The organism is Pseudoalteromonas sp. S1609, from assembly GCF_005887255.1.
Taxonomy (GTDB): domain Bacteria; phylum Pseudomonadota; class Gammaproteobacteria; order Enterobacterales; family Alteromonadaceae; genus Pseudoalteromonas.
The window spans coordinates 30,525-54,952 of record NZ_PNDJ01000037.1 but is presented as its reverse complement, the minus strand read 5'-3'; the positions used below and the strand labels follow the sequence as shown (position 1 = coordinate 54,952).

The following is a 24,428-nucleotide window of genomic DNA, read 5'->3' as shown; positions in this document are numbered from 1 at the left end:
GTTAACAATGAGACAAAAAATACTACTTATTAACGCCAGCTTTTTAGCTGGCGTTCTTGTATGCAGCATAGTTTATGTTGGTGTGCCAGCAATAGTAACGAAAGCATATTTCCCATTAGCATCTGCTATGGCTGTGCTGTTATCGGCAACAATCGCACTTTCATCTGCTTATTATACAGTATCAAACCACAACATAAGAACTCGTGAAAAAAACACTATTGATGTAATTCATCAGGGAAAGGGGAAAATAGGCCCTGAGTACATATACGTAAAAGATTTCCTTAAAGATAACGAAAGCCAAAAACACGATGCACTAATTTACCTTGCCAGAAATAGCGCAAAGATAGAAGAAATGAGACCGGTATTAGAAAATCTCAATGAGCTAGAGCATCTATGCGAAGGTATTTTTAAAGGATTTTACGACAAAGGTATAATTCAAGACAACCGTGGTTCAACTGTTATTTATATATGGGAAACATTAGAGCCCTATATAAATGAAAGGCGTACTGTACAACAAGCTCGAATGGAAAAGCACCCAAAGTTTAGAGCGTCAGAAGAAAATAGGCCATTCCACTGGTTAGAAAAAGCTTACGAACTATTTACTGATACAAACGAGAAAAGTGGCAGTGAAGTTAAATATTTAATAATTGCCAATATCCTACTGTTTATTCCGTGCTTACCAGCTATTATTGGACTAATAAAATAGGAAGATGGAACAGTGCAAACCACATTGCAATTTTTACGTTTATTAGATGAAGATATAAGAGTGGGAAATGTTAAAAAAATACCCGATTCAGTACTCAATAGAATAAACGCCATTAAGCAAAAGGCATATTTAGCTAGAACTAAAAAACAAAGCTGTGAGCTCGTTTAGTACGGGCTTTTTTTATGCTTATTTTCCTATGTGCAATAATCTAGTCCTAGGCTAAAAAGAGCTTATTCCCATGAAAATATTTTTCTCTATAATACTTGTAGCATTGATAATTTATTCTCATGTTTATGATTTTCAGCAGAAGATACTTTATATAAGTGTCGATTCTTTTAATATGTTGCCTGGTTCGGGTGAGTCAGTGGTTGTTTCGTTTGGTAAAAATGACAACGACTTTCATGCATTTGCGATAAAAAAGAAAGATATAAAGCAAGGTATTGAGCTTTTATCAAGCTCAAAAAACAATACTAACTTTACTGTATTTGGTGACGTAGAAGGTGAAGCGCTTGTTCGATCTGAAAAAGCTAATACATTCGCAAAAGTTATAGTTTTGAGTGTTGATAAGCAAAACCAAAGAGCGGTATTTTTAGTTGAAGCTAATTTATTCAATATGAGCTCCAAGGAGCTTAACAAATTAGATATAACAAAAGTTATTGTGAAAGGAGAGCCTTTTTTGAAGCTATTTTAATGAGAAACTTTTGGTGCACGGCTTAGAGTGTAACTAATTGAAAGTATTGAGGAATTTTCAACATAATTAAAAGTGGAGGAGCTTGTAATTAAATAGCAGGTTTAGTAGATTTACCACTGAAATATCTTTATTGATATTTCAGTGGGTTTATTCAGTTGGCAAAATGACTGCTTTATAGGTGGTATGTTGGTTGTTTGCTTTTGCATATGTGGATAGTAGAGCTTCATTTTCTTTTCGTGCCTTTTCTATTAGTAAATCAAATGATTCATTTAATTTACGTGCGTTACTATTCGGTGAATCCCAATCATTCAGTATTTTTATTTTGTTCTTATTTGTTATATCAAAAATAGCTAGCTTTTGAGGCTCTTCCATCCCTTGTTCAAGTAGGAAGGCTCCGACAAGTTCTAGTTTTGCTTTTGCTTCCAAATTCAAACATATATTCTCACCTGATTCATGAATGACCGAAGGATAGCTCCACCCATCATTTTCAAATTGATAAACTTCTTTTGCCAAACGTTCAGAAATATTATAGGCAACATCGCCACACTTTTTAAAATGAGTACTCATAAATGCTACAGCCTCATTATTGAAGTCCCAACCGATTTCACCAACCTCAATCTCACTTACAGCTTTATAGAGCATCAATATGTAAGTATCACCAATACAAACTCTCGACTCCTTTATAGCGGTCTCTGGAGTCTTTGCTGCTAGGTATAACATACTTTCTTTTTGTTTGTTCAAGCGTCCTTTAGTTACATATTGGGGTGGGGCCTCCCAAAAGTCATCATATAAATAATCAACTTTATCTGAATTAACTTTTCTTGAGCGATAAAATATTCCACCAGGTAGATAAATACGATTATTGGCAGGGAAGGTACTAACTTTGAAATAATCGGATTGATATTTTTCACCGAATAATATCTTTGCTATCTTTGTGAATTTTGTTGTGTCTCGTTCTGTGTATCTAAGATTAGTTGTCTGGGCACCTTCTAGTAACATATCCAGAATAGCTTTATAAAACATATCGCTAGCCAAAACATTATAAGAGCTTTTTAATTGTTTTAATTTAATTTTTTTATTTTTCATGAATCCTTCGCCAGATAATAATCCTATTAGGTTAGCCCTTTAATTTTAATAATATCAATTAAAATTACACTAACAGATTTACATCTAGGATTAGATGCAACTGTCTTACCTGTATAAATAACCACATTGTATAAATTTCGTTTGAAAGTTAACCTAAGATGAATGTGTAGCTCAAGTATTTTGATAGGTATTTGAATAAAAATAATAAAACCTTATTCACTTCCATGATAACTATCCTTATACCGTATGACTAGCATTTTAAATATACTTACCACAATATAGGGAGTTACGGGTGAGCGAAACTGAAAATATAGCAAAGATGGCAGAAGATGTTTCAAATAAAATTTTTTCGTTTCTTAAATGGGAGAGTGTGGATTTATGTAATGTTAATTTCGAGTGCGTGAAGGCTAAAGAACATTCAAACAAAGATAATCATACACACCCAGTCGATATTGTTTTTCATTACTTAGATCCATATACAAAGAAAAGAATCTTACTTAACACAGACTTAAAAAGTTATGCGACAAATAGTATTACAGTAGCCTCAGTAAGAACTGCTCTAAAATCTTTAGCAAAAACGATCGATTGCGCTAAATTTAGCCCTATTTGGAAAGAAAGATATGGTAATCATGAAGAACCTACTGAAATAAGAGGAATGCTTTTTGTTTACAATCATCAGGGTACCTACGACAAAAATTTTTATGAGACTTTTTTTCTAAAAGAAAAACATGAAAAAAGACAAATAATTGATCCCGCCTCATTACCAATTAAAAAAAATCAATTGCTTCATATTGTTGAGCCTATGATGATTTCATATTTGTACACTTTGAAAACAGACCTAGCATACTTAATATCAGAACAGAAATTTCCATTTTTGAAACAAAAGCGGCATTGGTTTTATTATCCCGATTTATACTTACACAAAACTAATTATAGTAAATATGACCGAGCAGCATCATTAGAAATGATCAGTTCCCCATTTATGATTATCGGGCATGATAAAGTTATTAATGATGGAGATGAACAATATGGCGCTGGATTCGTAGTCTACTATAATGGTAGAGGCGAAACAGTTGATGAATTTGTTTATTTGCTAGATACATTGTCAAAAAATCAAATGTTAGATAGTGACTCCATTATTAGAATTAGATGTCTTCATCCAGATAAAAGTAACGATATTACGACAAGATTTAATAATGCAATTGAAAAGTACGCTTCTGCATGGGGATTTGATAGTTACAAGTATCAAAGATTACAAGAAATCAAGAATAATTTTACACTGGTCACTCAGATTAAGGAAAGAGTAAGTGATATCGATGTAGGCTGGCGAAATGGAGATAAAAAAGATGAAGGGTAGTTTGTACAGTGTAAGTGATAAGGCTATGTTTGATGCTATTAATCAGTCAAAAGTAACTAACCCTGAATTGAAATCACTATTTTTGTCTAGAGGAATTATCGCATCACCATCGACTAAAAGGGAAACTTTAGCAAGTTACTTCTCGACTTTTACACATGGCTATTACGACTATAAACGTCTATCGGATATTTTAGGTAAAAATACACGAAAAGAGAAAAATACCAGTACTACAATTACTAAAGTATTAGACAGCGAGGATATTGAGGCTGCTATAGAGCTATTAGTTAAAGATGTAAATAGTTTTGGTGCTGAGTGTAGTGTTGAGAAACTGAATGAGGATGACAGCTACAATATCAAAGTAATATATCAAGATTACAATTATAATAATTCTGAGTTCAAGCAAGTTACAACCAAAGAAGCTAACATTTTAATTGAACAAAATGATGAAGGCGTTGTAATTAGACACCCACAGAATAAGACAGTAGATGAATGGAAAGCGTTATTAATCGATAAAATAGGTCTTGAAGTAGGTGAAGAATTACCAACTGATAACGTTAACTTATCTACAATAACAGATCACCATAAGATAACTGATTTTTTCCAAAAACTCATTCATGACATTGAAGGTTATGTTTTAAAGGATGTAACTGATGTTTTTGTATATCACCCTAAAAATGATGAAGATGACAACCAAGATGACTCAAGTAGTGTTGCTCTTGGAACCCACATTACAAAAGCATCTCTTAAAGGGCAAAATGTTTTAAAGTCAGATGTCTTAGTAACGTTTTATTCTGACGGTTTCTACCTATCTAAAGTCATATGGAGAGCTAAAGCTGAAGGAACTGTAGATGAAGATATTTATGAATTTGAAGTTCAGTTTTCAAACCCTGAAGGTAAAGATGAATTTTCATACCTTGCGAAGGGCTACTACGGTTATGTTTCCGACGGAAAACATTCTAAAACCCGCAAAGCCTTAACATCTATGCAGGAAAGGAAAATTAATAGGGCTATAGAAGAAGCTGCTCATCGAGCTCTCTCTTCTATTTTGGAGTAAGATTATGAAGAGTAAATGGATTAACCTTACTTGCAGAATAACGCCTCAAGAAATAGTAAACTCAATGTTGCGATATCCTATAAGTGATTCCGTAGAATATGGTTTTGATGTTTTAGAGCAGGATGATTGTAAAGTTGAAGCATCATATTATGAAAAGCAAATAAATAAACAGTCATTTAGACTGCCAAATGGAGAACTTATAGAAAGCGAATCATTAAGCATTACTATTTTTGACTTTGTTTTGTATAAGCTTAATTCTGATATATATCTTGTATGTTTAAAGTGCCCCCCTAGGTCTCTTCGAAGCTTTATCGATAAACTAGAGGAAACCTTGGCAAAGCCAATTTATATCTCTAATTTAACAATTAATATTCTTAATTTTATTGATGAAATTTTAACTTCAGAAGTTACAACACAAGTTACAATAAATGAAATATCAGCTATCGATCTGGTATTTGATGATAAAAGTACTGGAGAGGTAAAAATTAAATCTAGGTCTAATGCATTAGATGTGCTCAAAGCAAAGTTTAATGGGGGAAATCTGTTGCTAAAATCTTGTAAGCTGTCTTGTTACGTTAATGGCAAAAAAGTTATTACTAAAGTAACTCAATCAGGAAGTATAGAGTGTAGTAATATCTTGCAAGACTATTTATTCTCAATCATTTCAAATATTCGCTAGATTAAAATAGCCCGCGCTTAGCGGGCTTTATTACATTTATACTTAAAGTGACTTACCAGTAAAAATAACTTTCCCCACCAACGTGCAATTACCATTAATCGGTATTAATTGCTCTGGCCAATTGGGGTTAGCGGCTTTTAGGAACTTGTGGCCACCTTCGATTATTAGCTGTTTAAATGTGGCTTGGTTATCGTCGTCTAGGCGGGCTACTACGTACGAACCGTGGATACATTCGGCTTCAGGGTCTACAAATATTAAATCACCCTCATCAAACTTTGGCTCCATGCTAATGCCTTGCACTTTTAATACAAACGTAAGATCACTGCAATTAACAGGGCACATAAAACGCTCTGCATCATAGGCTTTAATTTCAGTTATTTCAGACCAAGCACCTGCTTGCACCCAGCTAATTAGTGGGGCGGTGGCTTTAATTGTTGGCCCTGGTGATACATTGCTGTGGATGTCTTTACTGTCACCAATGCCAAACTGTAAAAACTCGGGGGGACACTCTAAAGCTTTAGCTAATGCCTGAATATTACGTGGATTCTTAGTAGTTCCATTTTCGATTTTTTGTAGTGACTGTTGTGCAATACCTATCATTTCTGACAACTTAACTTGGGTAAGTTTAAGCTCTTTGCGCCTTTCTTTTATTCTATTTCCGATGCTCATGAGTAGTCCTTTATCATTTAAATCAACATATTTAAGATTTTAAAATACAGTTAAATTACAGCTTTTAACTATTTTACAGTTAAAAAGGGTATTGACAACCACCCGCAAACTGTACTTTAATACAGCTACAAACTGTAATTTAAGGTGTTTCTCTATGAATAACATCACTAAAGCTGTAAAAATCTATGGTGGGCAAACCAAATTAGGCAACGCCTTAGGTGTAAAACAGGCTTCTGTATGGGATTGGATGAATAAATTCGGCCAAGCCCCAGCGAAATACATCCCGCGTATTTCTGAACTTACTAACGGTGAAGTATCGGTAAACGATTTACTGGCCGATCACCAAAAAGCAAACAAGGACGACGCAGCATGAGCACAGAACAAAAAATTATCTTATTAGATATTCACCCAGAGGCAAAAGCGGTGTTGTTTGCGTTACTGCAAGAAAACAACCAGCTGCGCGCTGAGCTTGAAGAACAAAAAGACCGCCTAGTAAATACTCGTGAAGCCATGGAAGTAATGGGTTGTGCACACGCTAAGTTTTGGAAACTCAATAAGCTAGATGGTTTTCCAAAGCCGGTTCAGTTTGGCAAAAGCAACTATTACCGCATAAACGAACTTATAGCGTTTAGAACACAGCACCAAAAAAACGTAAATAACTAGGAGCAAACCATGGCAAATGCATTAGTTAAACAAACCGAAAACGAACAACCAGCACCACTAAAAGCAGTAGAAGGGCGACACATACCAAAAGGGCTTGCTGAAATAAAAGCATTGATGGGCACCGACCGTCATACCCCTGAACATGTTTATAACCGTGTGCTAACCGACAATGAACGAGCAATTATTTGCTTTACTGCGGGTCTTCAGCCAATGCAGCAAAAAGACAATTTTTGTGATTACAGCGGTGAAGTTCGCATAAAAATTCACAAAGCTATTTTGCAGTTGCAAGCACTGGTTAAAGCATTTACCGATGCCAATGCAATGGCACCGGCTAAGTTTGTGAAAAATGCCCCGCTTGAAAATGTAAGCACAGACTATTCACACCTAACCGTTAGCTCGCACTAAGGAACGGCCATGACTCCCGATCAGCTAATCAATCAAGACAGTGGCAATGTTGAGTTTTACACACCTGATAAGGTTTTACAGTATGTGCACCAGATGTTTCCGGTTATTGATTTAGATCCTGCAAGTAATGCCATTGCCAATAAGTCGGTAAAAGCTGCGCATTACTTCACTAAAGAAGATGATGCATTAACACAAAATTGGATAGGCGAAACGGTTTGGTTAAATCACCCATTTAATAAAGGTGAATTGGCCTGCAAACCAAAGTGCGTTAAAAAAATATGTAACGACTCGAGCTACCATAAATATCGTGGCCACTGCATTACCGAAGACATAGCCAGCAACGGCGATTGGATTGACTACTACTTAGAGCAATTTGCGCTAGGTAACTTCAAAGAAGCAATGAACATCACCTTTGTTAATAGTTCAGAAGCATGGTGCCAAAAGTTATTAAACGCAGGTTTAAGCTGCTTTATTGATGGCCGCACACATTTTAACGACCCACAAGGCAATGTAAAAAAAGGGGCACCAAAAGGCTGCTTCATTACCTACCTTGGCGATAGAACCGACGAGTTCCGCGAAATATTTTCAGCGCTTGGCGTTGTGAAATAACAACCAACAAAACCCCAAAGGAATACTAAAAATGAACCCTATCAAAGACCAAGATCTATCTAAAAATCAGCAATTACTTAAAAGCATTGTTGAACACGTTATCGACCAAGCTAATTTTACTATCAAAAATTTAGCCAAGCGCCCAACGGTTTCCATGCTGATGGAGTGTGAAAACTGCCTTACAGACCTAATGCCTGTAGTGCAATTAATTGCAGTTGACCACATTGAATACGCGCCAATTTACGACCGCCTAAGCGAAACGCTCGACGCAGTACAACGCGGCGCTGATTTTGACCTAATTGAACTTGAATTAGACGGCGGTGCAGCATGAACAATGTAATGGTGCATTTAACTCGTTTAGATAATCGCCCAAGCGCAATGGTCGTTGAAATTGCGGCGGTATTTTTTGACCTAAAAACAGGTGTAATTGGCGCTGATTTTCACGAGGTTATATCGCCAGAAAAACAAGACCGATTAGGCACTGCAACAGCCGCGTTTAATTCTCAGTGGGGGCACTACTTACGCACCAATTACCCTGATGATGAAGACTTAGGCACTGATATTATATTTGCGTTGGATTCATTCGTTGAGTGGCTTTGTCAGATAGAAGTAATGGCAGACCGTGTTATGTGGTCAACAGGTGATGACTTTTCAGATTGCGGTTTACTGCACCAACTGATTTTAGATTACATGGGTAAAAACCCAGAGCATAGAACAGGCCGCTTTTGGAGCGCTGACAAAGTTAATGATATACAAACTTTGTTTAATTTAATCGGCTATACCCAAGAACCCAACTGGCCTGCTATACATGCAACAGACATTGTGAAGTTAAAAGCCAAAGCGGTTAGCGATATAAAGCAGGCGCTTAAACTGTAATGGCTAACCCAATCCCGCTCGACCTTGACGCCCTTAACCTATCAAGCATAGCTAAGGGCTTAATTTCGTCTATTACTGATATTGACGACTTTAATTACCTTGCCAGCAACTTAGAAAAGGTGCCTGTGTCGCTGCAAAGTCGCATGGCCCGTAAATACATTGATCGTTACACCGAAAAAAAAGCGGGGAGCCAGTTCCGCGCTAATACATGGATGCGCCGTACCATTGCGCGGTTAAAACCCCGTTTTGGTGTACTACTCAGTATTACTCACAATATGCCATTGCCATGGCATATTCTAAGTAGTGTTGAAAAAACTAAAAAGCATGCAGGCACCCTTGCATTAGAGTGCCTTGAAAAAGCACTTGATGTAAGTGAACAAAACCAACATTTACCGTATGAAAAAATAGTACGCCTTACCTACGAAGGTGTTGCTGGGTATGCCAAACAGTTTGGCGTAAACGTGCCATTTTACGACATGCGCGAAGACGACTTACCGCAAGCCTGTTTTGAAATCGCCTTACTTAAACTGCAATGTGATAAGTGGTGGGCTCGCCAATTAAAAACCCTACGTAAACAGTTTTTAGAATTACTAGAAATAGCCACTGGCCAAGTGGGTAAAGACCTTTACTACGACAAAAAAAACCAAAAACCTAAACGCCGTGGTATTAGCCCGTATTCATCAAAGCAAGCACAACGAGAATTTAGCTTTGCTCAAGCCAGCGGCCGACAGTTCCTTGAAATGATGGAGCTACAAAGTAGCGACGGCGATGTGATTAACTTAATTGAAGCCGTAAAAAGCGGCATGGCAAACCCCGCTAACCGCCGTAATGAGTTAATGCTACGAATACGTGAAACTGAAGAGCTAGCCGATGAAATGGGCTATGTTGCCATGTTTTACACCATTACATGCCCTGCGCGTTTTCATGCCAATGCAAGTACGTGGGACGGTTCAACCCCTAAAGATGCACAAAATTATTTAACTACCACATGGGCACGTGCACGGTCTAAATTAAACCGCCGTGAACTTAAGTACTTTGGTGTACGTGTGGTAGAGCCACATGCTGACGGGTGCCCGCACTGGCACATGATGCTATTCATGCCAAAAAACAAGCTTCAAGAAATCAACGCAATTTTGCGTTGGTACTTTATCCAAGAAGACAAAAACGAGCTTTACGATCGTTATGGCCCCGAGCTTACCCGCGCCAAAGTATTCAATAAATTTGTAGATATAAACACCCATGGTACGCACATAAAAACAGTAGAAGCCTGCGTTAAATACCGTGCAGGTACTGAGAAAACCAAGTTATTTAAAATCTATAAACAAAAGCGCAGCGAATGGGGCTTTGCTAAAAAGAAAGCCAACGAAGTAGCCATACAGCGCAACAAAGAAGAGGCAGAAAAAGCCAAGGCTGAAAAAAGAGAGCCTAAAAAGTTTAAGGCTAAAAACCATAAAGCGCCTACCAAGTTTTACCGTACTTTTAGCCCACGCTTTGACGCTGTAAAGCTCGATAAAAGCAAGGGTAGTGCAGCAGCATACATTGCTAAATATATCAGTAAAAATATTGATGGCTACATGCTTACCGATCACGTTGACGCCGATACAGGCGAAAACCTGCAAGAGCAAGCCAACCCCGTTTTAGCATGGGCAAGTACATGGAACATTCGCCAGTTTCAATTTCAAGGTTCGCCAAGCGTTACGGTTTGGCGAGAGCTTCGCCGTATGCCAAAAGGCAAACCAATTAAAGACGAAATTATAGAGCCTATTCGCTACGCGGCAGATAACGCCAACTGGAAAGACTACGTAAAACTACAGGGCGGTATGTGTATTGGCCGAGCCGCTAATTTTAAATCAATGTACGAAGACACCCCAATGGGCAACGACTACGCCGAAGTAGTACGCCGCATTAAAGGTGTTGTAACCAACATTGATTACAAAGCCGTGCTTACACGTTTGTTTAACAACGTGCATAACGTAACGGATGCAACCAGCTTAAAAACCCGCCTTATCGAATGGACAAGACAACTCAAAGGTACAGCAGAGAAAATTGCGGCTAAGGCTAGCACCAACGTCGGCGCAGCCGACCTATCTTGGTCTAGTGGTAATAACTGTACGCCTATAGCCGTGGGCTCTAGCGCCGAGTTAATACTTGATATGGTGGGGTGTGATGAAAAACAGATCACAGAGGTTAAAAAGGATCTAAATAGCGGTAAGAGGATCGCCAGAGACGGCCAAATTTACCAAATTAAAAACGGTCAACTTCATGTTTTAGACGAAACCGCACAAATAAAACACAACAAGCACCTCGCTATTGAATACCGAGCAAAAACACTCGCTCAAAAATCGGCAAGCTGGCATGTAACAGAGAATCACTGGCAACAAGCCCGCGAGCTTGTAGACCTAGCTTACCAATATGCCCAGCTAGACGGGCGCGAAACCCTTAATGCAACGCGCAATGAGCTCGGTGAGTTCCATTACGGCGAGCCTAAAAAAGGTCTTATCACCCTTGGCGATTGGGATTTAGCAATTTTAGTAAGCAACAACAGCGCATCAGCAATCAGCGATAACGATTGGTGGTCACTGGATTTAATGGCTTAATATATAGAATTATCAATGGCGCTAGTTTATTAATTTTATTTTTTAATCTAGCTTTTTATCATATTTATTGTAATTTTCAGTTCCTATCACTATATTAAAAAGCTTATTAATATACTAAAAGGGATGATTATGAGTGATAGCGTAAAAGGTTCTACTGTTGCTGCAAATGTAGGAGTTGTTACAACGACTGCAGTTGCCGGGACAACAGCTTCGGCCGTTGTTGGTGGTTCAGCTGCAACAATTATGTCTGCTACGGCAGGAACAACTGGAGCTGCATTGGCAGCTACTGCCGGAACAGCTGGAACAGCTGGAGGAGCTGCGATCGCATCAGGAATGGCTAGCATTGGCGGAGCCGTTGGTGGTGGTATGGCTGTAGGTGCAGTAATCACTGCAGCAGCTCCTGTCGCTGCCGTTGGAGCTGTTGTTTATGGGCTCTTCAAACTTTTTGAAGATTAATATATTGACCATATAAACAATAGGGTTTAATAATCAATTAATAAAAGCTGCTGCTCTTTTGGCAAGTTGTTAATAAGTGATGCCGCTAATTGCGCAGTAGTCTTACAAGGCGGGTTTAAGAAGTGATCAAACGATTGGGTAATCCGGAACGTCGCCCCGCACTCTTTAGTGTTAGTACACGAGCAATATAAATTAACTACATGGGCGCTTTGCTTTTCGCGTGATGTAATAGTTGCTTTAGCTTCGCAATTTGGACAAGTAACCCGCGCCATAATATTCACCAATCATTAATAAAATACACTGTCATTATATACAGTGGCTTGTTGCATGACAAATAACCATTTAACTATTAGCTGAGAATCAAAAAGCTAAAAAATTCACTCCTCCTCGCCTTCCGCTTTCGTGTAAAAAACGCGTCAAAATGACAACCACAGTGACACACCATTAATCGCCATCCAGTGCAATGAAAGGATCAGTGAACAATTTTAAAAAGATCGCATTGTCATTTAGTGACAACCTTTGTCACTAAATGACAATTAAAAGATCAAATTGCTGGTGATTTACCTAATATTACAATATCATTATTTTATTATCATTTAAGTGATAAATAAATTATGAGATATTTACACAAAGGCTCACAAACTCAAGAGCGATTAGATGTACTTTTATCGTTTGGTAAAAGCACCAGTGAAGATGTAAAAGCGGCACTCAGTGATTACTTGGTTCGTGGCATTAGCAAAACCAATGCAGCAACACTTAACTTTGTACCGGCACCAAATTTAACAAGGGCACTTAAGCGACTCGAAGTTGTGGCTATAAAAGTTGAGAAACTTAAAGAAATAGATTGGTCTAGTAAATTTGATTAAGTAAATGGTTGAATTATTTTATACCTAGATATTCCTATCTATTTATTGTATTTTTATTGGGGACTATTAAAAACACAATCATAAGGAATTTGATTATGCATACCCCAATCCAATTTTACGTCACATTGCCATTTGATCTTTTTCGACTTGGCCGTAAAACAAAAGCTAAGTTTGATTATATCCGAACTACACCACCAAGAGAGGAAGAACAAACTTGGGATGTAAGAGTTTACAAAAAGAATGATATTGACTTTGTTGACAGCAAATCGGGTGGCTTATCGCTATTTAATTACAGAAATCCTAAATTTGGTACGCTATGGTGGAAGTTACCAGCCAAATCTAAAATGCCGCAAGGTCTGCATGTGTCGCTAGATGATGGGGGATCGCTAGGTAAAAACCATTTTACTATTAGACCTCTATATGACATGCCCGTAACTTTGTACTTAGATAAATTAAATCAGTTAGACTCAATGGCTATCCCTTGTTTTATCGGTGTACCAAATCAAAAAGTAGGATAATTATGTTTTCACAATTAGAACTTAGATTAATAAAAAGCACCCTCAAAAATCGGATTGAACAAGAAACAGCAGAGCTAAAATTGCTTGATGAAGATAGTGATGAGTATATGGAAAAGGCGAATGACTTAATGGTACTTGATACGTTAGTTTCTAAAATCGATAACTCACGGCATTAAGGAAATTAATGAGTATTTTTAATGAATTATTTTTTACTGTGGTAATTTTAGCACTAGCAACTGTAATTATCTTAATGCCTATACTAGTAGACGCAGCAAAACAAAATTGGAAAAAACGTTTTAGAGAACAAATTAAGGCAGGTATCATAAATTCTAGTTTAACTTATGAGGATATGTTGCATATTGCAGAACGCTGGTCTCAAGATAGAAAGGCTATACTTTTATGTTTGAGAATACTTCATTCCGATGCTATCAGTGGAGACAATGAGAAGTTATCAGGATCATTTGAGCTCTTGAGAAAGTTAATTTCTCAACATCAAACTAATGAACCGTATGCGGAACTTCCAGAAAATATTGGCTTACAGCTTAGTAATATTAAACAAGAGTTAAAAGAAGAAAGAAGTAACTCGATAACACAATTAGCAGCTTCGCTCAGCGTTCTTTATTCATCCAATATACAAGAATTGTCCAAACAAAAAAAATTAACCTTTTGGGGTTTTATATTTGGAATACTTGGGTTTATCGTAGGTGTTGGTAGTCTATATACAAGTTTTAAAGGTGTTTAAATTACCTAGAAAAAGCGCTAGCTCCCCCTAGCGCTTTTCTTTTTATCCCGACCACCCCAAAATGCTCTAAACAATCGCATTAACCCAAGCGTTGAAACAGCAATACCCACTATCACAAATTCAAAGTACCAGGGTGCACCATCATAACCCATAGCCAACCAACCTTTTTGCATATACGGTTGCATGGCCGGTATAAAATGGCACACAAATAAACCTAAAAAGAATAAAATAATAACTTCATCCATTAAGGTTTTGTCGCGGTTCTTTAATACCAGCAGGTCATAATCAGCGTCGTTTTGCTCGGCCTGCATACAGCGTTTTGCTTTGGCATTAAACTGTGCAATTTTAAAGTTGTTTTCAGCGCGTGCCACATCGGCGGCCATTTCGGCCGCGATGCGTTTGCGTTCAACATAACCGCCGGTTAAATCGGCTATTGGGTCTGTGATGAATGAAACCAGTGTTTTAAACCATCCCATTATTTACCACCCCTAATTAATTTAATAAACGCTTTTGGGTCTTTGCTAATCGCTTTTATTAGCGTGTCGAATCCCTCTAAAATGTGCGGGGCCGCGTAGGCGGTTACCCCAATTACACCGGTTTTTAAGCTTTCATCAAATTGCCGCCACTCGCAAAACATAGCCGCTAGGTAGGCTGCAAATATTGCAATCAATACACTCATAAAGTAATGAAAAAACGTAAACTGCCGTTTGCTTAAATACATTTGTATGCCTGCGGCTAAAAAGCTCAACATAAATAAACGCCCCCATTGTTTGATAAACTCTATTAGGTCAATCCAGCTCATGCGCTTTCCTTAGGTGTTGGGTTAAGGTCTGAATACTCAGGCTCTTTAAATTCAATATGTTGTGCAGCGGGGAGGTAGTTATTAATGCCTTTAACATCAAGCTGAAGTGGTACAACTTCATTGTTGTAATAGGCGCGGGTAATTTTATCTAAATCCCCAAAGCCAGGGCTGTCGCCAGATGATTGACCACTAAGTGCTTCTTGTGCGCGGTGCATACTGAGCATGTCGTTAAGGGTAATTTTTTTAATTCGCTCAAATTCGTCCTTAGTTGATATGTCACCCACAGGCGTTATCTTTATCGCCTTTTCAGCGTCAGCTTTGTTACTGCGGAAATTAAAATACAGGCTTTGAAAGTTACCCACGCCTTTTGAATTGCGTATTGCATTTTTTAATGCGGTTTCATCTTCAACGCTTAAATTAGGATCAGCCATTGAGAATATAAACCCCATGTGCGCCCCGTTCTTGTAATAGCGGCGTCTAAACAAAGTGGCATCTTCATTTAATAAGGCTGATTGAATACCCCCGTAATACTGCGGTATGCCGTAAATACCTTGCGCGGGGTCATACTCTTTTACGTGTATAACTTCACCGGCATTAAAATAAATAGGCTCATGGCTGCGGTTACTTAATTGCGCATATACACCGCGCTTATCGGTATAACGCATGGTGAGTGCAGGCAAATGGCGCAGCTTAATTACTTGCCCAAATGAGTTACGAATAATTTGAAAATAAGCGTTACCGCTCCACAGTAAATCAAACGCAAACTTACTTAATGCTTGATGGCTCAATAGCGGGTTAGGCTTATACCATTTTAAAATCATGTTGCGCTTAAAGTAGAGTATTGGCCCATGCTGGGCATTCACGCGCAACAGCTTTACCAAACCTTGCAAACTGATAGGCGGTGCATAAATGCCATTGCTATCACTAAACACACCAATGTAATCCGTTAGTCGGTTATCTAAACACGGCTCAGGGTCGCCAAAACTAAACGAATCGGTAACCGCTGTTCGTTGGTTATAGTTAGGCGCATGGCCGTTACTTACTTGTAATCGTGGTTTCATTAAGCTGCAATTCCTACAGATGTTTGGCGGCTGTGGGCATTGCCGTCCAGTGGTTCAAATTTCATAGCGTGCATAATGGCCCACGCAATATCGGCATGGCCCGTGGTAGCAGTGCGGTTTGTGGCATAGGTAATTTGGTCGCCAACCACTTTGCGGCGAATATTAATAAACGAACTGGCAATATTTACCGCGTCCTGGTCAAACTCAAAGCGGCGGTTTTTAATTACGTTAATCGCTTTAATAACCAGTTGGTTTTTAATAATTGGGTTGTAATGTATGGGCTCAGCATTAGGGTAAAACTTAGTGATCATCTCCCACACGCCATAACCAATGCCCGTGGTATCAACACCAATGTGTTGCACGTTATATTTTTCGGTGAGTAGCTTTATTTCAGCAGCCATGGCTTCAAAGTCGTTGCCGCTTAAATCAACCGCTTCAAGTAACCTAAACTTTTCGCCAGGTTTCATAGGGGCACTTAACACCGCAACACTTGCCTTGTCGCCAAAGCGGGCAGGGTCAAAACCAATTACCACAGGTTTGAGTGCAAACGGGCGTTCGTACTCTAAATCAAAGTCATCCCATTTAGTGGAGTCGCCAACACAGGCCATAATTTGTTTAAGGTTAAATGCGCTGTGTGCATCATCAATAAACTTACACATAAACAAGTTATTAAACTCATCCGTGCTGTATTCGTTTTCAAGTACTTCAATATCAATACGGTCAAAGCCACTTTTAACCACGTCATGCACGGTGAGCATTTGCCGCCAAATACCATCGTCACACAGCAGGCCATGCTTTAAGTTTTTATGGCTAACATCAATGGCAAATTCAGGGTCATTACAGGCTTTGGTTTTGCGATACCATTTACCATTCCAGTGATCATACGCTTCATGGCTGGTAACACTGGGTGTACTAAAGTAGGTAATACGCAAATGCTTATGTGTTGCCATGGCCTGTGCTAAACCGCGCAACGTTTTATAGTTCGGTATCCAAAACACTTCATCTATATATAAGTCGCCCGACTCAGATTGAGCCGTGCGAGCATTGGTACTTTTAAATATGAGCTTAACTGTTTTACCGCCGGCTAAATTAAGCACCATAGGCGAGCCGGTTAGCTCAACATTAAAATGCTCTCGGCACAGCGCCACAATATTGGCTTTAAATACTTCGGCTTGGTCGCGACTCGCCGATATAAATATTTTATTACGGCCATTAATAACCGCATCAACAAACGCTTCAAACGCAAAATAGAACGTCGCGCCAATTTGACGGGGCTTTAATATAAAGCGGCTGCGGTGGTCTTGGTTTTCAAACCAATGTTTTTGGTGTGGGTAAAGTAGCTTGTCTTTAAGCTCGTTGAGCATATCAACAGTAATGCCAGAGCAATCGTTTTTCTTTTTCTTCTTCGATTTTTTATTGCTGCTACTGGTATTACTACTTACATCATCGTTACTAGCGCGTTGTTTAGGGGCAGGGACAAGTTTACTTTTATTAAGGGCGCATAACTGACGGGTGCAAAAATCTAACTCTTTATAGTCGGCATCGGTTTTATCGTCTTTATCAGCCAGCACATTAATGCGCTTGCTATACGCCATTTCGGCATTATAGCTTGGGCACATATCTTCCCATTTGCCAGCTTCAGCCCAACGGCGAACGCTACGCGCACTTGGCATATCGTCAAGCTCGGCTATTTCATCAACCGTGTAACCCTCAACAACATACAAATCTTGTGCTTTTTTGCGTATTTCTGGTCCGTAGTTCGCCATATATTGCACCGCGTTTATTAATCTATAGCGGCAGTGTATTCGTTATAAAGCGCTTAATCTGTCAGTCAAAAACCTACCCATTCCTAAAATTTAAATATAGGAATTTCAAAAAGTTAAACCGTTGGAAAGGAATAAAAAGAGGGTGCAAACTGCAGTTACTTTAAAGCAAAACGCTTAACTAAAAAACATTTAAAAGGTTTGTTTATGCCAGGTCAACTACGTACAAAACCACTTTCTATTGCCGCCGTGGGCATGACCGTTGACGGCCGCGAAATCACTGAGCAAGACGTAGCCGACATAGTAGAAACCTACAACCCGCGTAAATATGGCGCACGCATAAACCTTGATCACGAATTTAATTGGTCAGGCTGGGCCGCTAAAAACTTACACAATGTTGATATACCCGGCATGTTGGGTGATGTAGAAAGCGTTGAAGCTTACGAAAACGAAGAGGGCATCGTGTGTTTATACGCTGTACTTGCCCCAAACCAAAGCTTTGTAACACTCAATAAAGCCGACCAAGCCGTTTACTTTAGTATCGAAATTAGCCGCGACTTTATGGGCTCAGGCAAAACCTATCTAACCGGCCTTGCAGTAACCGACTACCCAGCAAGCTGCTACACCGACCGAATCCATTTCAGTAGTAAGAGCAAGCCAGACGACACGGACGTCGCCTTATTAACCGTTGATTTAGGGTCATGTGAGCCAATCGACACACCTAAAAAACCCTTTTTTAAACGAATATTCGCAAAGGAAGAACCTGATATGAAACCAGAACAACTCGCTACCGCATTAAAAGATGCACTCGGCACACCACTTGAAGAGTTCGGCCAAAAGCTAGACGGCTTAACAGCAAAGCTTGATTCATTCTCAACCACCAAAGTGGAAGACGAAGAAACACCACCAGAAGGTGCCGAAAGCACTGAAGTAGCCGAGCTAGAAGAAGAGCTATCGTCAACTAAAAAACTTCTTACAGAACTAACAGACAAGTTTGAAAAAGCAGTAAAAGCACCTGCGGGTAATACCACTGACGCCGACGACGAACCCGAAGGCGACGAAGGCAAATACAGCAATTGTCTGTAATTGCACTCACTCTAACTTAACTTAGCAAAACGCAGGAAAGCACATGAAAACCAAAACTAAACAGTTATTTGTAGCAGTACTCGCAGGCATGGCCGTTAACTACGGCGTTAACTCAATGAGCGAACAATTTAACGTAGAGCCAACAACCGAGCAGCGACTATACGACGCAACCTACGAATCGGCTGAATTTCTACAGATGATCAACACCGCACTGGTAGACGACATTGTCGGCCAATCAGTGATCATGAGTGTAGACGGTGGCGTAACAGGCCGCGCCGGTGTAGAAACCGACAACACCAAAGAGCGCCAAACCCGCGACGTATCAGCATTAACAAAACGCGAATACCGTTGTTATCCGGTAGAATGTGACATTCACATCACCTGGAACAAAATGGACCAATGGTCAAAGTTCCCCGACTTTCATCAGCGTTACCGCAATCACGTTCGCCAGGCAATCGCACTCGACATTATTAAAATCGGTTTTAATGGTACATCAGCGGCCAATACTACCGATATTGCAACCAACACCATGCTACAAGACGTAAACATCGGTTGGTTACAGCTACTACGCCGCGACGCACCCGAGCGTGTAATTACCGAAGGTGCAACCCTTGGTGAAATCCGCATTGGTGCCGGTGGCGACTACGAAAATCTAGATCAAGCCGTGCACGATGCATTGCAAGGTATTCCCGTTCACAAGCGTGTAAACATGGTTGCCATTATTGGTGACGAGCTACTCGCGCAAGACAAAAACAAGCTATACGCCAAGCAAGCACATACGCCAAGTGAAAAAACTAAAATCGAATTACAACAGGTAATCGACACCTACGGTGGCCTTGCTAGCTACAAAATTCCGTTTTTTCCAGCGCGTGGCATTTTAGTAACCAGCTTTGAAAACTTAAGCCACTACGTGCAAGCAGGCTCAACCCGCACGCACGTAGAAGACAACGCCAAAAAGAAACGCGTTGAAGACTACCTATCACGCAACGATTGCTACTACGTCGAAGACCTTGAAAAAGCAATGTACTTCGAGTCAGCAAACGTCAAGTTACCAAACGCAGCAGGCGACGCCTGGGCATAATCGCCTAATTTATTAGCGCAGCAATTAGCCGCCCTTTTCCCGAGTTTCGGGGCGGCTTTTTTTAACCAAATTAAAGAGTGTTTTTAAATGAGCTTAGTCAAAAAATCATTAGCCAAAGCAGTAAGCAGTGTACCAACTAGCACTGAAAAGCAAGCGCCAACGGCAGCGGCAACAGCCACTCAAGCCAACGCGCCAGCAACTAACACCGAGCAAAACGAGTACCCGTTTTTTGCAGCGGCCATCGAGTCAGACTTAGCTCAACTAAAAACATTTACAGATATTAGCGACAAAGCCAGCTACAAATCAGAAGCGCTAGAGCGTAACGATTACCTAGGCTACATCAACCGTTACCGCTTAAGCGGCCAAAATCACCACAACAAAGTATTGGCGTGGGTGTTTATTTGGTTAGTTGATTTAAAGCGCTGGGATGCAGTCATGAAGCTATTACCATTACTTGTTGAGCAAAAGCAACCACTGCCAACCGTGTTTAATACCAAGCATTGGCCTGCGTTCGTTATCGACCAACTCTACGATGATGCAAATTACTATTTATCAGAATCAAAGCAGCAAGACTTGTTTGATATTAGCTATGTACTGCGCAGCCTAATCAATACCGTAAAAAATCAAGACTGGAACGGCCTTGAAGTGGTGGGTGGTAAGTTGTACGCCATTGCTGCCAAGGTTGATGCTGCCCAGCATAACTATGGTAATGCACTGTTATTTGCAGAGCACGCTCAAGCGATTAACGACAAAGCAGGGGTTAAAGGTTTAGTCGATAAGCTAACGAAACAGTTAAAAGGGATCGTTAGCGAATAACAGCTCCAACGCCGGTGGGCAACTTAGCACAACGTTAGCATTACTTGCTTAACGCGCGTGACTAAGTGGCGCCCACACCCAATTTAACGGTTAAGCAAAAAGGTGCGTTATGAACTTAAGCGGTATGCCACAAGCAGATTTACAAAGCAGCAATGTTGATGTGCCAGGCAATGGCTATTACCCAGCGCTCAGCACCGCATATTTTATTGAGCACTACGCAGTTGCCCAAGAATACGCTAGCAAAAGCGATTTACTTGTTGAAAAACTTAAACGTGCACAGGGCGAAGCTAACCAAGAACTAGCCAGCGCAGTGCTTACCAATGGCGAGCCATTAAACGCACAGCAAGTCATTTTTTATCTTGATGCAGTTTACAGCAAAGCTAAAGCTAATTTACTGGTATCAAAGCTCGGCAGTTCGCACCGCGACAGCGCCACAGCACAAAGCCAAACAGCTATTGATAACCATGAACACTGGCAACGCCAAAGTATAAATGCACTGCGTTTACTGCAATCGCTCAGCCCTAACTTATCGGTAGAGCTGTTATGAGCCAAAGCAAAATAGCACAGCTGAAACAGTATTTAGCAAGCGCTGAATATCAAGGCCGTAATCTGGCGCTAAGCACCCAGTTCGACAGCTGGATAGAGGGTGGTCGCATAGAGCCAAGTAGCAAAACTATTAACGGTAATGGATTGTTAGCCGCGCGGTTTTATTACTCAGGGGTTATTAGCATCAATCCATGCTCAGCACCGGCAGCACTTATTTGTGCATTTGCCTCTTTTTGGCTGCAAAACAACGGCGGCAAATACGACAGCCCCGACATTGAATTTAGTGCCGATGTTAACGACGACAACAGCAACGAAGTAGAGCTAACGATAGAGCAGCTGTGCGAAGAGATAGAACTTATAAAAACACCCAACGGCCCGTTTGAATTAAATGGCAACCGTTATGATTTTGGTGAACAAAGTTTATGGGTAGCAGAAGCGTTCACACTTGAGGGTGAAATAAGCCGTGCTTAACGTCAAGTTTGACGAAGGGCAAAGCAAAGAACAACTCGCGTTTTTAAAGCTCAAGCCAAATAAGCGTCGCAATATATTACGCAGTGCAATACGTGCAGCAAACAAAAGTAGTAAAGAGCGCGTTACCAGGCAAACAGATTTAACCGGTAAAACATGGCAAGGCCGCGCAAACGGCAAGAAAAAGAAAATGCTCACCAAGCTAAAGCGCCGCATGAAAGTACGTTATGGCGCTAATAGCGCAGGCGTTTATTTTACCGGGGGTAACAGCGGCAAAATTGCTCGCGCGCATCAAGAGGGTGTAAGCCTAGATGCAGGCAAGCCAAAAGGCAGTGGCGCACAAAATAAAGAGGGCCCAGCCACGCGTAACTTAGCCCGCGCATTAATAGCCGAGGGTTACAAAATACCGCGCGGCAAGGGCAAGGGTAGCAAACGCCCAAGCATTAAATGGATAACAGAGAATTTAAGTATTAACCAAGCTGGATTTTTACTGCGTGATTTAAAGGGCAGCTCAAGCAAGAGCACTTGGCAAATTGATTTGCCTGCCCGCTCTTTCTTAGGGCAAACCGTTAGCGAACAAAAGCAGCAACACAGTTTTATTTTAAACAAAGCTATGCAAGTGGCGTAGCGCAAAGCAAAAGGAACGACCATGGCACAAGGTAAAGTATCCGTTGCCGCCCATCAAACAGGCAGTGGCGCTACAAAACAGGTAGAGCGAAGTGTGTTGTTTATCGGCCAAGCGCCCGACAATAACAGCAAAATTCTACCCATTAATGCGCAAAGCGATTTTGATGTAGAGTTCGGCGCTGCCGACTCACCACTAAAAACGCAAGTAAAAGCATGGCAACGCAATGGTGACGACTTAGTCAGCGGTTACGCCATTTCACACGCACCCGCAGCTGATGTTATGGCGTTAATTGATCAGGCAATGGACCAAGATGTAAGCCCAGAAATCATTGTTATTTGTACACCTGTGACGGGTAAAGCAGACATTGAAAGCTATCAAGCTAAAGCGCTTGAAATTCTATCAAGCCTTGCGCGTCGCGTTCGTTTTTTGCTGGCTACACCTGGCTTAACTGAAGGGCAAAATTGGTCTGATTTAGTCACTGCATTACAGCCATTAACTGATGGGGTAGTCGGGGATCGTGTCGCTGCCGTGCCATTACTGTTTGGTGATGAATTGGGCGCTGTCACGGGGCGTTTATGTAAACGTTCAGTCACCATTGCTGATAGTCCAATGCGTGTACTGACGGGCGCTATGTCACTGATGCCATTGCCAACCGATGCAGCAGGTAACCCGCTCACCAACTCAACCACCGCCGCACTGGATGCACTGCGCTTTAGTTGCACCCAGTTTTACCCTGATTTTGACGGCGTTTATTTTGGTGATGTAAACATGCTTGATGCCGAGGGCGGTGATTATCAAGAAATTGAGAATGGCCGCATTGTCGATATGGCAGCCCGCGCGGTGCGCATTATTGCTATTCAAAATATTAAAAACCGCCGCTTAAATAACAGCACCACGGGCACTGAATACGGCAAACGTGAAATGAGTAGGCCACTACGAATAATGGCTCGCTCAGTCAATATTGGCGCTGATAAGTTCCCTGGTTTAATTGAGCCACCAAAAGATGACAGCATCAGTATTACGTGGCTTGACAGCAAAACAGTTCAAATAATGATGAAAGTGACGCCTTACGACTCACCCAACACCATCATTGTGGGCATCATGCTAAATGCACAAGGTAAGGAGTAAGCAGCATGCAAAAAGTATTAGGCGGTAAAGACTTCGACGTGTTCATTGGTGGCTCAATGGTGCACGTTAAGGAAGCCACGGTAAAAATTACCGATGGGCGAGTAGCAAAAACAGTGCGCGGTGTCCCAAAAGGATTTATTGATGGGCCAGTTTCAGCCGAAGTAACTCTAAAGCTTGATCATGAAAACTGGTTACTCGTTCAAGCGCAAGCAGAAAGTGCTGGCAGCTGGAAAGGCATAGAACCATTCGACGTGGCATTTAACGCCGAAGTGACCGCCGGTAAAAAGAACATTGAAGCATTTGGTTGCTTGCCACAGCTAGAAGACCTACTTGATCTGAAAGCGGAAGGTGGCGAAGAAGATACCACATCAATTAAGTGCCCGATTACTAGTCCTGACTTTGTAAAAATCAATGGCGTGCCGTACCTAACCGATGACGAAGTGAGAGACTTGTAATGACGAAAGCCGCTCGAAAGCTCACTGCCACAACACTATTAAGCACTTTGCAAGCATGTGGGCATACAGTATTTGAGGGCGAATTAAACCTAAATATCATAGGAATTCGTCATACAAACACACGCGCCAACACCTTTAACGATGCAATATGCGTGTTGTATCAGCAAGGTGGGAAGTGGCAGTTAATGCAGTTTAAAGCCACAACTGATGCGGGTATTTACTGGCGTAAACACCCAATGAACATAGACGGCACAGCCGTGCTCATTGCAGGGCAACATAGAAGCCTGTGGACGTTGGGTTATCACCAGGGCAAGTACCGCGCCCTTGTTCAACATAAACCGGTTGTTGTCCTGCGTGACAACAACCAAGACACCGAGTTAGACACGGACGTCACACCAGAGGCTCAACTACAGCAAGGTTACTTTGGGATTAATTGCCACCGTGCCAGCGCAACAATCACATCAACCCAAGTTGATAAGTGGTCTGCCGGTTGCCAGGTATTTGCAAACCCAAATGACTTTGATGAGTTTATTGCCTTATGTGAGCAATCCGCTGCCAAGTATGGCCCTTATTTTACATACACCTTGCTAGACCAAGCTGACATTAAAGAGAGTAAATAA

General features: G+C 40.7%; 33 protein-coding genes. 26 read left to right on the top strand and 7 right to left on the bottom strand.

Annotated features, from left to right (window positions below):
• Positions 1 to 7: 7 nt before the first annotated feature.
• On the top strand, positions 8 to 706 hold the full coding sequence (locus tag CWB76_RS10825) for a DUF4760 domain-containing protein (RefSeq protein WP_138607513.1): 699 nt from the start codon (positions 8 to 10) through the stop codon (positions 704 to 706).
• 238 nt (positions 707 to 944) lie between these two features.
• Entirely contained in the window at positions 945 to 1,397 is a 453-nt protein-coding gene (locus tag CWB76_RS10820) for a hypothetical protein (RefSeq protein ID WP_249363170.1), read from the top strand.
• Between the two features lie 147 nt (positions 1,398 to 1,544).
• Here the strand turns inward: CWB76_RS10820 and CWB76_RS10815 are convergent, their stop codons facing one another.
• Positions 1,545 to 2,483, bottom strand: coding sequence for an RES domain-containing protein (locus tag CWB76_RS10815; RefSeq protein WP_138607511.1), 939 nt, complete (start codon positions 2,481 to 2,483; stop codon positions 1,545 to 1,547).
• A 292-nt stretch (positions 2,484 to 2,775) separates the two neighbouring features.
• Here CWB76_RS10815 and CWB76_RS10810 point away from each other — a divergent pair, with 292 nt between their 5' ends.
• Genes CWB76_RS10810 through CWB76_RS10800 form a run of 3 tightly spaced genes read left to right on the top strand, consistent with a single transcriptional unit; the run spans position 2,776 to position 5,573 of the window.
• Complete coding sequence (locus CWB76_RS10810) at positions 2,776 to 3,840, top strand: PD-(D/E)XK nuclease domain-containing protein (RefSeq protein ID WP_138607510.1); 1,065 nt, start codon at positions 2,776 to 2,778, stop codon at positions 3,838 to 3,840.
• Positions 3,815 to 4,894 carry a hypothetical protein gene (locus CWB76_RS10805; RefSeq protein ID WP_212751295.1) on the top strand — a complete coding sequence of 360 codons (1,080 nt, stop codon included), beginning with the start codon at positions 3,815 to 3,817 and terminating at the stop codon, positions 4,892 to 4,894. The genes CWB76_RS10810 and CWB76_RS10805 overlap by 26 nt, the downstream gene beginning before the upstream one ends.
• A 4-nt stretch (positions 4,895 to 4,898) precedes the next feature.
• Complete coding sequence (locus CWB76_RS10800) at positions 4,899 to 5,573, top strand: VIT1/CCC1 transporter family protein (RefSeq protein ID WP_138607508.1); 675 nt, start codon at positions 4,899 to 4,901, stop codon at positions 5,571 to 5,573.
• 42 nt (positions 5,574 to 5,615) lie between these two features.
• Here the strand turns inward: CWB76_RS10800 and CWB76_RS10795 are convergent, their stop codons facing one another.
• Positions 5,616 to 6,242 (bottom strand): LexA family protein, encoded by a 627-nt coding sequence (locus tag CWB76_RS10795; protein ID WP_138607506.1) that lies wholly within the window; start codon positions 6,240 to 6,242, stop codon positions 5,616 to 5,618.
• 154 nt (positions 6,243 to 6,396) lie between these two features.
• Between CWB76_RS10795 and CWB76_RS10790 the strand changes: the two genes are divergently transcribed.
• The 8 genes from CWB76_RS10790 to CWB76_RS20075 all read left to right on the top strand — a co-directional run bounded on the left by CWB76_RS10790 (position 6,397) and on the right by CWB76_RS20075 (position 11,848).
• The gene (locus CWB76_RS10790; protein WP_138607504.1) at positions 6,397 to 6,615 is read left to right on the top strand and encodes a YdaS family helix-turn-helix protein; all 219 of its coding nucleotides are present in this window, start codon (positions 6,397 to 6,399) and stop codon (positions 6,613 to 6,615) included.
• The gene (locus CWB76_RS10785; protein WP_138607502.1) at positions 6,612 to 6,905 is read left to right on the top strand and encodes a helix-turn-helix transcriptional regulator; all 294 of its coding nucleotides are present in this window, start codon (positions 6,612 to 6,614) and stop codon (positions 6,903 to 6,905) included. Before CWB76_RS10790 ends, CWB76_RS10785 begins: the two co-directional genes overlap by 4 nt.
• Positions 6,906 to 6,914: 9 nt before the next feature.
• Positions 6,915 to 7,310 (top strand): hypothetical protein, encoded by a 396-nt coding sequence (locus CWB76_RS10780; protein WP_138607500.1) that lies wholly within the window; start codon positions 6,915 to 6,917, stop codon positions 7,308 to 7,310.
• Between the two features lie 9 nt (positions 7,311 to 7,319).
• Positions 7,320 to 7,919, top strand: coding sequence for a DNA N-6-adenine-methyltransferase (locus CWB76_RS10775; RefSeq protein ID WP_138607498.1), 600 nt, complete (start codon positions 7,320 to 7,322; stop codon positions 7,917 to 7,919).
• Positions 7,920 to 7,950: 31 nt separating this feature from the next.
• Positions 7,951 to 8,250 (top strand): hypothetical protein, encoded by a 300-nt coding sequence (locus CWB76_RS10770; RefSeq protein ID WP_138607496.1) that lies wholly within the window; start codon positions 7,951 to 7,953, stop codon positions 8,248 to 8,250.
• Positions 8,247 to 8,795 carry a 3'-5' exoribonuclease domain-containing protein gene (locus CWB76_RS10765; protein ID WP_138607494.1) on the top strand — a complete coding sequence of 183 codons (549 nt, stop codon included), beginning with the start codon at positions 8,247 to 8,249 and terminating at the stop codon, positions 8,793 to 8,795. The genes CWB76_RS10770 and CWB76_RS10765 overlap by 4 nt, the downstream gene beginning before the upstream one ends.
• Positions 8,795 to 11,392, top strand: a complete 2,598-nt coding sequence (locus CWB76_RS10760; RefSeq protein WP_138607492.1) for a replication endonuclease — start codon at positions 8,795 to 8,797, stop codon at positions 11,390 to 11,392. Before CWB76_RS10765 ends, CWB76_RS10760 begins: the two co-directional genes overlap by 1 nt.
• A gap of 129 nt (positions 11,393 to 11,521) precedes the next feature.
• On the top strand, positions 11,522 to 11,848 hold the full coding sequence (locus CWB76_RS20075; protein ID WP_171039621.1) for a hypothetical protein: 327 nt from the start codon (positions 11,522 to 11,524) through the stop codon (positions 11,846 to 11,848).
• Between the two features lie 26 nt (positions 11,849 to 11,874).
• Here CWB76_RS20075 and CWB76_RS10750 read toward each other — a convergent pair whose 3' ends face one another.
• Positions 11,875 to 12,120: an ogr/Delta-like zinc finger family protein gene (locus CWB76_RS10750; protein ID WP_138607488.1), complete on the bottom strand. Its 246-nt coding sequence runs from the start codon at positions 12,118 to 12,120 to the stop codon at positions 11,875 to 11,877.
• A gap of 342 nt (positions 12,121 to 12,462) precedes the next feature.
• Between CWB76_RS10750 and CWB76_RS10745 the strand changes: the two genes are divergently transcribed.
• The 4 genes from CWB76_RS10745 to CWB76_RS10735 all read left to right on the top strand — a co-directional run bounded on the left by CWB76_RS10745 (position 12,463) and on the right by CWB76_RS10735 (position 13,974).
• Positions 12,463 to 12,714 (top strand): hypothetical protein, encoded by a 252-nt coding sequence (locus CWB76_RS10745; protein WP_138607486.1) that lies wholly within the window; start codon positions 12,463 to 12,465, stop codon positions 12,712 to 12,714.
• Positions 12,715 to 12,809: 95 nt separating this feature from the next.
• On the top strand, positions 12,810 to 13,232 hold the full coding sequence (locus tag CWB76_RS10740) for a hypothetical protein (RefSeq protein WP_138607484.1): 423 nt from the start codon (positions 12,810 to 12,812) through the stop codon (positions 13,230 to 13,232).
• Positions 13,233 to 13,234: 2 nt separating this feature from the next.
• A complete protein-coding gene (locus CWB76_RS20070) occupies positions 13,235 to 13,408 on the top strand; it encodes a hypothetical protein (RefSeq protein WP_171039622.1) in 174 nt (57 codons plus the stop codon).
• Between the two features lie 8 nt (positions 13,409 to 13,416).
• Entirely contained in the window at positions 13,417 to 13,974 is a 558-nt protein-coding gene (locus CWB76_RS10735; protein ID WP_138607482.1) for a hypothetical protein, read from the top strand.
• A 17-nt stretch (positions 13,975 to 13,991) separates the two neighbouring features.
• Here the strand turns inward: CWB76_RS10735 and CWB76_RS10730 are convergent, their stop codons facing one another.
• From CWB76_RS10730 to CWB76_RS10715, 4 genes are read right to left on the bottom strand one after another with little or no spacing between them, the layout of a single operon-like run.
• Complete coding sequence (locus CWB76_RS10730) at positions 13,992 to 14,450, bottom strand: hypothetical protein (protein WP_138607480.1); 459 nt, start codon at positions 14,448 to 14,450, stop codon at positions 13,992 to 13,994.
• Positions 14,450 to 14,776, bottom strand: coding sequence for a phage holin family protein (locus CWB76_RS10725; RefSeq protein WP_138607478.1), 327 nt, complete (start codon positions 14,774 to 14,776; stop codon positions 14,450 to 14,452). Before CWB76_RS10725 ends, CWB76_RS10730 begins: the two co-directional genes overlap by 1 nt.
• Positions 14,773 to 15,837, bottom strand: coding sequence for a phage portal protein (locus tag CWB76_RS10720; RefSeq protein WP_138607477.1), 1,065 nt, complete (start codon positions 15,835 to 15,837; stop codon positions 14,773 to 14,775). Before CWB76_RS10720 ends, CWB76_RS10725 begins: the two co-directional genes overlap by 4 nt.
• Entirely contained in the window at positions 15,837 to 17,603 is a 1,767-nt protein-coding gene (locus CWB76_RS10715) for a terminase large subunit domain-containing protein (RefSeq protein WP_138607475.1), read from the bottom strand. The genes CWB76_RS10720 and CWB76_RS10715 overlap by 1 nt, the downstream gene beginning before the upstream one ends.
• A 204-nt stretch (positions 17,604 to 17,807) precedes the next feature.
• Between CWB76_RS10715 and CWB76_RS10710 the strand changes: the two genes are divergently transcribed.
• The 9 genes from CWB76_RS10710 (at position 17,808) to CWB76_RS10670 (ending at position 24,428) form a co-directional block, all read left to right on the top strand.
• On the top strand, positions 17,808 to 18,686 hold the full coding sequence (locus tag CWB76_RS10710; protein WP_138607473.1) for a GPO family capsid scaffolding protein: 879 nt from the start codon (positions 17,808 to 17,810) through the stop codon (positions 18,684 to 18,686).
• 43 nt (positions 18,687 to 18,729) lie between these two features.
• Complete coding sequence (locus CWB76_RS10705; RefSeq protein WP_138607471.1) at positions 18,730 to 19,767, top strand: phage major capsid protein, P2 family; 1,038 nt, start codon at positions 18,730 to 18,732, stop codon at positions 19,765 to 19,767.
• A gap of 87 nt (positions 19,768 to 19,854) precedes the next feature.
• Positions 19,855 to 20,583, top strand: a complete 729-nt coding sequence (gpM, locus tag CWB76_RS10700; RefSeq protein WP_138607469.1) for a phage terminase small subunit — start codon at positions 19,855 to 19,857, stop codon at positions 20,581 to 20,583.
• A 109-nt stretch (positions 20,584 to 20,692) separates the two neighbouring features.
• Positions 20,693 to 21,130 carry a head completion/stabilization protein gene (locus CWB76_RS10695; RefSeq protein WP_138607467.1) on the top strand — a complete coding sequence of 146 codons (438 nt, stop codon included), beginning with the start codon at positions 20,693 to 20,695 and terminating at the stop codon, positions 21,128 to 21,130.
• Entirely contained in the window at positions 21,127 to 21,600 is a 474-nt protein-coding gene (locus CWB76_RS10690) for a phage tail protein (RefSeq protein WP_138607465.1), read from the top strand. Before CWB76_RS10695 ends, CWB76_RS10690 begins: the two co-directional genes overlap by 4 nt.
• A complete protein-coding gene (locus CWB76_RS10685) occupies positions 21,593 to 22,225 on the top strand; it encodes a phage virion morphogenesis family protein (RefSeq protein ID WP_138607463.1) in 633 nt (210 codons plus the stop codon). The genes CWB76_RS10690 and CWB76_RS10685 overlap by 8 nt, the downstream gene beginning before the upstream one ends.
• 21 nt (positions 22,226 to 22,246) lie before the next feature.
• Positions 22,247 to 23,353 (top strand): DUF2586 domain-containing protein, encoded by a 1,107-nt coding sequence (locus tag CWB76_RS10680; RefSeq protein WP_138607461.1) that lies wholly within the window; start codon positions 22,247 to 22,249, stop codon positions 23,351 to 23,353.
• Positions 23,354 to 23,358: 5 nt separating this feature from the next.
• Positions 23,359 to 23,808 carry a phage protein gene (locus tag CWB76_RS10675; RefSeq protein WP_138607459.1) on the top strand — a complete coding sequence of 150 codons (450 nt, stop codon included), beginning with the start codon at positions 23,359 to 23,361 and terminating at the stop codon, positions 23,806 to 23,808.
• Positions 23,808 to 24,428, top strand: a complete 621-nt coding sequence (locus CWB76_RS10670; RefSeq protein ID WP_138607458.1) for a hypothetical protein — start codon at positions 23,808 to 23,810, stop codon at positions 24,426 to 24,428. Before CWB76_RS10675 ends, CWB76_RS10670 begins: the two co-directional genes overlap by 1 nt.

Coding starts and splice junctions, on each gene's coding strand:
- CWB76_RS10680 (WP_138607461.1), top strand. CDS start 22,247: ATGGCACAAGGTAAAGTATCCGTTGCCGCCCATCAAACAGGCAGTGGC.
- CWB76_RS10805 (WP_212751295.1), top strand. CDS start 3,815: ATGGAGATAAAAAAGATGAAGGGTAGTTTGTACAGTGTAAGTGATAAG.
- CWB76_RS10825 (WP_138607513.1), top strand. CDS start 8: ATGAGACAAAAAATACTACTTATTAACGCCAGCTTTTTAGCTGGCGTT.
- CWB76_RS10780 (WP_138607500.1), top strand. CDS start 6,915: ATGGCAAATGCATTAGTTAAACAAACCGAAAACGAACAACCAGCACCA.
- CWB76_RS10670 (WP_138607458.1), top strand. CDS start 23,808: ATGACGAAAGCCGCTCGAAAGCTCACTGCCACAACACTATTAAGCACT.
- CWB76_RS10725 (WP_138607478.1), bottom strand. CDS start 14,776: ATGAGCTGGATTGACCTAATAGAGTTTATCAAACAATGGGGGCGTTTA.
- CWB76_RS10745 (WP_138607486.1), top strand. CDS start 12,463: ATGAGATATTTACACAAAGGCTCACAAACTCAAGAGCGATTAGATGTA.
- CWB76_RS10715 (WP_138607475.1), bottom strand. CDS start 17,603: ATGGCGAACTACGGACCAGAAATACGCAAAAAAGCACAAGATTTGTAT.
- CWB76_RS10750 (WP_138607488.1), bottom strand. CDS start 12,120: ATGGCGCGGGTTACTTGTCCAAATTGCGAAGCTAAAGCAACTATTACA.
- CWB76_RS10765 (WP_138607494.1), top strand. CDS start 8,247: ATGAACAATGTAATGGTGCATTTAACTCGTTTAGATAATCGCCCAAGC.
- CWB76_RS10720 (WP_138607477.1), bottom strand. CDS start 15,837: ATGAAACCACGATTACAAGTAAGTAACGGCCATGCGCCTAACTATAAC.
- CWB76_RS10800 (WP_138607508.1), top strand. CDS start 4,899: ATGAAGAGTAAATGGATTAACCTTACTTGCAGAATAACGCCTCAAGAA.
- CWB76_RS10785 (WP_138607502.1), top strand. CDS start 6,612: ATGAGCACAGAACAAAAAATTATCTTATTAGATATTCACCCAGAGGCA.
- CWB76_RS10690 (WP_138607465.1), top strand. CDS start 21,127: ATGAGCCAAAGCAAAATAGCACAGCTGAAACAGTATTTAGCAAGCGCT.
- CWB76_RS10730 (WP_138607480.1), bottom strand. CDS start 14,450: ATGGGATGGTTTAAAACACTGGTTTCATTCATCACAGACCCAATAGCC.
- CWB76_RS10710 (WP_138607473.1), top strand. CDS start 17,808: ATGCCAGGTCAACTACGTACAAAACCACTTTCTATTGCCGCCGTGGGC.
- CWB76_RS10695 (WP_138607467.1), top strand. CDS start 20,693: ATGAACTTAAGCGGTATGCCACAAGCAGATTTACAAAGCAGCAATGTT.
- CWB76_RS10795 (WP_138607506.1), bottom strand. CDS start 6,242: ATGAGCATCGGAAATAGAATAAAAGAAAGGCGCAAAGAGCTTAAACTT.
- CWB76_RS10735 (WP_138607482.1), top strand. CDS start 13,417: ATGAGTATTTTTAATGAATTATTTTTTACTGTGGTAATTTTAGCACTA.
- CWB76_RS10705 (WP_138607471.1), top strand. CDS start 18,730: ATGAAAACCAAAACTAAACAGTTATTTGTAGCAGTACTCGCAGGCATG.
- CWB76_RS10740 (WP_138607484.1), top strand. CDS start 12,810: ATGCATACCCCAATCCAATTTTACGTCACATTGCCATTTGATCTTTTT.
- CWB76_RS10775 (WP_138607498.1), top strand. CDS start 7,320: ATGACTCCCGATCAGCTAATCAATCAAGACAGTGGCAATGTTGAGTTT.
- CWB76_RS10770 (WP_138607496.1), top strand. CDS start 7,951: ATGAACCCTATCAAAGACCAAGATCTATCTAAAAATCAGCAATTACTT.
- CWB76_RS10675 (WP_138607459.1), top strand. CDS start 23,359: ATGCAAAAAGTATTAGGCGGTAAAGACTTCGACGTGTTCATTGGTGGC.
- CWB76_RS10790 (WP_138607504.1), top strand. CDS start 6,397: ATGAATAACATCACTAAAGCTGTAAAAATCTATGGTGGGCAAACCAAA.
- CWB76_RS10815 (WP_138607511.1), bottom strand. CDS start 2,483: ATGAAAAATAAAAAAATTAAATTAAAACAATTAAAAAGCTCTTATAAT.
- CWB76_RS20075 (WP_171039621.1), top strand. CDS start 11,522: ATGAGTGATAGCGTAAAAGGTTCTACTGTTGCTGCAAATGTAGGAGTT.
- CWB76_RS10820 (WP_249363170.1), top strand. CDS start 945: ATGAAAATATTTTTCTCTATAATACTTGTAGCATTGATAATTTATTCT.
- CWB76_RS10760 (WP_138607492.1), top strand. CDS start 8,795: ATGGCTAACCCAATCCCGCTCGACCTTGACGCCCTTAACCTATCAAGC.
- CWB76_RS20070 (WP_171039622.1), top strand. CDS start 13,235: ATGTTTTCACAATTAGAACTTAGATTAATAAAAAGCACCCTCAAAAAT.
- gpM (WP_138607469.1), top strand. CDS start 19,855: ATGAGCTTAGTCAAAAAATCATTAGCCAAAGCAGTAAGCAGTGTACCA.